Raw genomic sequence first — 6,791 nt, 5'->3', positions numbered from 1 at the left:
CCGACCACCACAGCATGATGGTATCATTGGTGGTCGGGTGGGGAGGCGGGGCGGGGGGTCTGACTGCACGCCAGTGCAGTTTTTGAAAGGCACTTTACCATGGCCAAATTCCTGATCGTCGAAGCCCGTTTTTACGACCACCTCAACGACCAGCTGATCAGCGGGGCAAAGGCCGCGCTGAAGGCGGCCGGTCACAAGGCAGAGGTGATCACCGTGCCGGGCGCGCTGGAAATCCCCGCCGCCATCGCGCTGGCCGACCAGAGCGGCGATTATGCCGGCTATGTCGCGATCGGCGTGGTGATCCGTGGTGAAACCTACCACTTTGAAATCGTTGCGGGCGAAAGCGCGCGCGGGATCATGGCGCTGACCATCGACGGCCTGGCCATCGGCAACGGCATCCTGACCGTGGAAAACGAAGAACAGGCGCTGGTGCGCGCCGACCCCGCGCAAAAGGACAAGGGCGGCGAAGCGGCCAAGGCGGCGATCGCGCTGCTGGCCTTGCGCGAACGGTTCGCCTGATCGCCACGGCATACGCAATCGTTGCAGGCATGCCGCCGGCGCATCTGGCCGGATGGATGATGGTCGGGTCGGGCATGGCCCACGCCACCGTCAACGCCATTTTCAAGGCTGGCGGCAGTGACAAGATGTCGGGCCGCGCGATGATCGATGGATCATCCGCGCTGCTGGTGCTGCCGCTGGCATTCGTCGTGCCGTGGCCAACCGGCGCGGGGTGGTGGCTGGCCGCGTCGCTGGCCGCGCATCTGGTGTACCTGACCTGCCTGGTGCGCGCGTTCAGCCTGGCGGACATGAGCGCGGTTTATCCGGTGATGCGCGGCAGTGCGCCGGTGATTGCCGCGGTGGCATCGGTCATGGTGCTGGGCGATGCGATTACGCCGGCGATCGTGCTGGGGATTGCCGGTGTCACCATCGGCACGGTGCTGGTGGCCGCGCGCAACGCGCCGCCGCTGCACGCGCTGGGCTGGGCGCTGGCCACCGGCGCGACGATCGCCGCCTATACCGTGATCGATGCGCGCGGGGTGCGCGCCGCGCCCGCCACAATCAGCTATGTCGTGTGGGATTTCATGGCCACCGGCATCGGCATCGGCGGCTTTTTCGCGTTGCGCCGGGGCCGCGAATTCGTGGCCGCCGCGCGCACGCAATGGCGCGCCGGGCTGGGTGCGGGGGCGCTGTCGATCGTTTCCTATGGGCTTGCGCTGGGCGCGTATCGGATGGGCAATCTGGCGCGGCTGGCCGCTTTACGCGAAACATCGATCGTGTTCGGGCTGGTGATCGCAGTGGTGTTCCTGCACGAACGCGTCAACCGGACGCGCGCGGCCGGCGCGGCGCTGATCGCGCTGGGCGCCGGCGTGCTGATTATCCTGGGCTAACGCCCGTATCGAAATAGTCGTTCAGCCCAAGCGGCTGGTACGGCCCGATAATCAGCTGTTCAAACACCCCGGTACCGACCTCGCCCGCGCTGGTGGTCACGCGTGACACCACTTGCACGTGCAGGTTTTCCATCGTCGGCGCCATCGCATCGAGCGTAGCCAGCACCAGGTCTTCGCGTTCCACCGCCAACGGGCCGTGATAGAGGCCGTGGCCCCATTTTGGCGTGACATAGCCCAGCCCGCGCATCTGGAACCGCACCAGCGGTTCAATCTCCAGCGTCAGCGCGCCTTCGGGCGCTGCGATCACCAGTGTGCCGCGCGCCGGCCAGCGCGTGCCCGGCTGCAAAGGCGCATCCAGCCGGGCCGACGGGGTTTCAAACATATCATGCGCGCCCGCCCCATCGTTTGCGATCACCGCGCGCGTGTTCCAGGGCGAACCATCGCGGTTGGCGTTGAGGTGGAAAAACACGCTGCGGGTGGGCAGGTTGATCGGGGTCCATTGCCAGAAAAACGATTGGACCACACCGTGCCCGTGCGGCTGCGCATCGGCAGCACCGATCGGGCGCACCCCCCACGACCGGTCGCGCGTGCCGCGCGTGGCGGCATGCAGCACGGTGCGCCGGCCATCGACCTCGATCCAGCCGGTATAATCCCCGTTCTGGGTCAGCCGGGTGTAATCCATATAGGTGCGCGGCCCGATGCGATAGGTAAAGCGCGGCTCCTCGATCGGAAAGGCGCGGCCGGTAAAATGGATTTCCGCCGCGATCCCCTCACCCGCCACGCGCAGTGTCAGCCGCTGCAACGGTTCGACCACGTCGATCGCGATCGGGCCGACGGTCAGGACAAACCGTTCCATGTGCAATTCGCGGCTGGCGTGCAGGCAATGCTGCACCCCGTCGCGGATGACACAGAAATGCGCATCGGCGACGTTGAGATGCGGATAGACCCCGAACGCCAGTGCGAAAAAATCGCTGCCATCGGGGGCATAGCCGTTGAAGAAATAGCGATCATAGAAATTGCGATCGGTCCCGGCATAGGCGATCGGTTCCGGGGTCTGGTGCAGCGGGTAATCGTCGCCTTTTGTCAGCATGATCCGGTCTCCAGACAGGTTTTGAGCGCACCCACACTGTCGTGATCGAGCGCCAGTTCGCACGCATTGCGCGCCATCGACAGAAAATTGGCATCGCCACGGTCGGTCCGGACCACAAATGCGGCGCTGAACACCGCGGTTGCCACCCCGTGCAGCGCGCCCAGCCGATAGCGATACCAGATGGCATCGCGTGTAAACGCCACCCCGGCGCGCGCCATGTCTTCGCAATAGAGCGCGATCAGCTCATCCTCATGCGCGCGGCGCACGGTGCTGCCAATCCCGCAGCCCAGGAAATAGGCCAGGTCCTTCAGCGGGCAGTCGGCGCCAGCGGTCTGCCAATCGACCACCGCGATCGGGTCGGCGCCGTCGCGCGCATCGAACAGCATGTTGTCCAGCCGGAAATCGCCATGGCACACGGCGCGCTGCGCCGGATCGCGCGCATAATACCCGGCGATATCGGCGCACAGCGCATCGCACACCGCCATCAGTTCGGGCGCCAGCAATCCGTCATAGCGATCGCGAAAAACGCCGTGTGCCTGCGGATAGAGCGTGGTCAGGCGGTCCAACAGCCCCGGCACCGGTTGCAACCAGGCGGCATCGCGCAGCCATGGTGCGCAAAACGTGGGCGCGTGGAGCGCGGCGGCCTGGCGGACCGCGTGGCGCGCATCAGCAATGGTGCAGCCCTGCAACTGGTTGCCGCCGCGTGCCGGGCCCAGGTCTTCGAACAGCAGCACAAAACTGGCGCCATCATCGTCCAGGCCGCTGGCATAGACCTGCGGCGTGCGCACTGCCAGCCTGGGCGCCAGTTCGCGGTAAAAATGCACTTCGCGCGCGTACAACCCCAGCATGGCCGCGGTTGACCGGCTGGTCGGATCGGCGGCGGCAAACTTGCCCGCCACCGTTGCCGGTCCGGCGCCGGGGCGATCATAGTCAATCGTAAAGCGCGCGGTATCGCCCACCTGGCCGGTGCCGATCGGCACATGCGACAGCGCAACAATATGGCCATCGCTCATCGCACCCGATGCTTTCAGCCGTGATTCCAGCCACGCCGGGCTGACCGCATCGGCGGTGGCCGGAAACAGTGCCATGCTTGTCATCCTCTATCCCGCCGGCAGGCTGACACATCGCACTGGCGAAGGAAAGCGGTCTTAATCGATCGATTACATGCCAGGCAGGTGCGTCGCGCATATCGCGCTTGTTCCGCGCGGGCGGACGGCCATACCATGCCGCAGCATGCAGACGAATCGACAGGGACGGCGTGACGGACAGTAAGACATTGGGCACGCCGGGATCAGGGTCACGCCTGCGCGTGGCGATGATCGGCGCGACCGGCACGATCGGCCGCGCCACGGTCGCCGCGCTGGTCGGCCTGGGGCACGATGTGGTGTGTTTCGCACGCGCGCGGGGCGGTATCGCACCGCAGATCGCCGGGACCACGGTCCGGCTGGTGGATTTTGCCGACCCGGCATCGGTGGTGCGCGACGGGTTTGCCGGTGAAGCGTTCGACGCGGTGGTATCGTGCATGGCATCGCGCACGGGGGCGCCCGCCGATGCCTGGGCGATCGACCATCGCGCGCATCTGCACGTGCTGAACGCCGCGCAGGCTGCGGGCGTCGGCCATTTCGTGCTGCTGTCGGCGATCTGCGTACAAAAACCGCTGCTGGCGTTTCAGCAGGCAAAGCTGGCGTTTGAAGCCGCGCTGGTCGCATCGGGCCTGCGCTATTCGATCGTGCGCCCGACCGCGTTTTTCAAATCGCTGTCGGGCCAGATCGAACGCGTGCGCCAGGGCAAGCCGTTTCTGATTTTCGGGGACGGCACGCTGACCGCTTGCAAGCCGATCAGCGATCACGATCTGGGCGATTATATCGCCGGATGCCTGGATCACCCCGATCGTTGGGATCGCGTGCTGCCGATCGGCGGCCCGGGCGAAGCGATCACCCCGCGCCAGCAGGGCGAAGCACTGTTTGCCATGCTGGGCATCCCTTCGCGCTTCAAATCGGTGCCGGTCGGGTTGATGGATGCGATCATCGCCGTGATGTCGGTGCTGGGGCGGATCGTGCGGCCGCTGGCCGACAAGGCGGAACTGGCGCGGATCGGCCGCTACTACGCCACCGAATCAATGCTGGTGCTGGACCCGGCGACGGGCCGTTATGATGCGGCGGCCACGCCATCGACCGGCACGCAGTCGCTGTTCGATTATTACCGCGCGGTGCTGGCGGGCGATGCCGCAGTCGAACGCGGCGATCACGCGGTGTTTTGACATGGCGCCGGAATTTTCGCACGCGCCGACGGCCATGAACCCGTGTAGGACGCAACCGCATGTGGCCTGACAAATGAAAAGATTTCTGATGATTGTTGCCTGGATCGCGGGCCTGACGGGTTTGGCCATCGCGGTCACGGCGTGGTGGGTCTATGCCCCCGACAAACCGCGCGCCACGCTGGAGGCGGCCTATCCCGGCCAGTATCGCGTGGTCGATGGCCTGCGGCTGCGGTTGCGCGATACCGGCCCGCGTGATGGGCCACCGGTGATCCTGCTGCACGGATTCGGGTCCAGCCTGGACACGTGGGAGCCCTGGTCGCAGACTTTGTCGGGGCATTTCCGCGTGATCCGGTTCGATTTGCCCGGTTTTGGACTGACCGGGGCGGACCCGACGGGCGACTATTCCGACGCGCGGGCGATGCGGATCATGGTCGATCTGATGGACCAGCTGGGGGTGGCGCGCGCCGCCGTCATCGGCAATTCGCTGGGCGGACGGCTGGCCTGGACGTTTGCCGCGCTGCACCCGGAGCGCGTGTCACGGCTGGTGCTGATTTCGCCCGACGGGTTTGCCAGCCCGGGCTTTGCCTATGACAAGCCGCCAGAAGTGCCGCTGATGATGAAGGCGCTGCCGTATATTGCGCCGCGCGGGATGTTGCGCGACAATTTCGCGGTGGCCTATGGCAATCCGCAGGCGCTGACCGAGCCGACCGTGACACGGTATCGCGACATGATGCTGGCGCCCGGGGTGCGCCGCGCGATGCTGGCGCGGATGGGCCAGACCGTGCTGCACGATCCGGCGCCGCTGCTGGCGCGCATCCAGGCGCCGACCTTGCTGTTGTGGGGCGACCGGGATGGCATGATCCCGATCAGCAACGCCGATGATTATGTGCGCAAACTGCCGCACCCGGTGATGGTCCGCCTGCCACTGCTGGGCCATGTGCCGTTTGAAGAAGACCCGGAACATTCGCTGCCCCCGGTGTTGCGGTTCCTGGCCGGATCGACGCCCTGATCAAGCCCGACCATGCCCATGCTCAGGTCCCACAACCGGCTGGCGCGGGCGGCATTGTTGGCCTTTACCGACAGGCTTTGCGCGAATGGCTGCGCGCCTGGGCGCTGGCGGTTGCCCCAGCTCCAGTGCACGCCCGATTGTGCGAAACCGGGGTCGATGACGACCTCTGCCACGCGTTCACCCGCCAGCGATTGCGACACATAGCCTTTGGTGATGTTTTTCTGAAACCACGGAAATATCCGCTGAAACAGCGGCGGGGCGTAACGGAACAGCGCGGTTTCGGCGACGCAGCCAGGGTACAGCGTGTTGAACACCACGCCGGTGCGATCATGGTAGCGCCGGTGAAATTCGCGGTTCATGATCATGTTGCACAGCTTGCTGTCCTTGTATGCCTTGCCGGGCTTGAACGGTTTGCCGTCGATCATCGCCACCGGATCGCGAAACCCGGCCTCCAGCCCTTGCAGATCACCCAGGTCGGCCGGCGCCGGGATCGGCACTTTGCCGCCGAATTCCTCTGAATTGGCGGTGACGGTGCCCAGCGTGATCAGCCGCGGCGCCTGGCCATGCAGCGGAATCAGCACCGGCAGCAGCAAGTGGCTGAGCAGGAAATGGCCGAAATGGTTGGTGGCGACGCTGATTTCGTACCCTTCGGGTGACCGCGCCGGCACCTTTAGCAGCGGCAGATAGACCGCCGCGTTGCACACCAGCGCGTGCAGCGGCAATCCGCCAGCGATGAGCCGTGCCGCAAAATCGCGCACGCTGGCCTGCGATCCCAGGTCGATCAATTCAAACGACACGTCATCCGGATCGATCTGCAACGCCGCCGCCGCCGCCGCCGCGCGCGCCTTGGCCAGATCACGGCACGCCATGATTACGTGCCAGCCGCGGTCAACCAGCGCCCTGGTCGCATACAGCCCCACGCCCGATGATGCGCCGGTAACAACGACAATAGGTCTGGAATGTTGCGGCACGTGATGGAAACTCTTGGTGCTAAGGGCCTGGAGGACGGCGCCGGCGCACTTGTCACCACCCGCGCGCGCGGAT

General features: G+C 65.7%; 6 protein-coding genes and 1 pseudogene. 4 read left to right on the top strand and 3 right to left on the bottom strand.

All coding sequences use genetic code 11. The annotated features are described in order from the left end of the window. The first annotated feature begins 99 nt into the window (after nt 1-99). Entirely contained in the window at nt 100-519 is a 420-nt protein-coding gene (gene ribH, locus ABWP89_RS16950) for a 6,7-dimethyl-8-ribityllumazine synthase (RefSeq protein WP_353230798.1), read from the top strand. Nucleotides 520-548: 29 nt separating this feature from the next. Beyond that, entirely contained in the window at nt 549-1,388 is an 840-nt protein-coding gene (locus ABWP89_RS16945) for an EamA family transporter (RefSeq protein ID WP_353230797.1), read from the top strand. Here the strand turns inward: ABWP89_RS16945 and ABWP89_RS16940 are convergent. Together ABWP89_RS16940 and ABWP89_RS16935 are read right to left on the bottom strand one after the other, a co-directional pair. Beyond that, nucleotides 1,375-2,478, bottom strand: a complete 1,104-nt coding sequence (locus ABWP89_RS16940; RefSeq protein ID WP_353230795.1) for an Rv3169 family protein — start codon at nt 2,476-2,478, stop codon at nt 1,375-1,377. The two genes, ABWP89_RS16945 and ABWP89_RS16940, sit on opposite strands and share 14 nt — an antisense overlap. Next, nucleotides 2,472-3,566 carry a phosphotransferase family protein gene (locus ABWP89_RS16935; protein WP_353230793.1) on the bottom strand — a complete coding sequence of 365 codons (1,095 nt, stop codon included), beginning with the start codon at nt 3,564-3,566 and terminating at the stop codon, nt 2,472-2,474. Before ABWP89_RS16935 ends, ABWP89_RS16940 begins: the two co-directional genes overlap by 7 nt. Before the next feature lie 170 nt (nt 3,567-3,736). On the opposite strand from ABWP89_RS16935, the gene ABWP89_RS16930 reads away from it, so the two are divergent. Beyond that, complete coding sequence (locus ABWP89_RS16930; protein ID WP_353230792.1) at nt 3,737-4,738, top strand: NAD(P)H-binding protein; 1,002 nt, start codon at nt 3,737-3,739, stop codon at nt 4,736-4,738. A gap of 73 nt (nt 4,739-4,811) precedes the next feature. Further along, nucleotides 4,812-5,639, top strand: a pseudogene (locus ABWP89_RS16925) (alpha/beta fold hydrolase); the annotation flags it as partial. On the opposite strand, the gene ABWP89_RS16920 reads toward ABWP89_RS16925, so the two are convergent. Beyond that, nucleotides 5,621-6,718: a protochlorophyllide reductase gene (locus tag ABWP89_RS16920; protein ID WP_353230790.1), complete on the bottom strand. Its 1,098-nt coding sequence runs from the start codon at nt 6,716-6,718 to the stop codon at nt 5,621-5,623. The pseudogene ABWP89_RS16925 and the gene ABWP89_RS16920 sit on opposite strands and share 19 nt — an antisense overlap. Between the last annotated feature and the right edge of the window lie 73 nt (nt 6,719-6,791).

Origin of the sequence: Novosphingobium sp., from assembly GCF_040398825.1 — a bacterium.
Classification (GTDB): Bacteria; Pseudomonadota; Alphaproteobacteria; order Sphingomonadales; family Sphingomonadaceae; genus Novosphingobium.
This window is presented reverse-complemented; position numbering and strand designations above follow the sequence as displayed.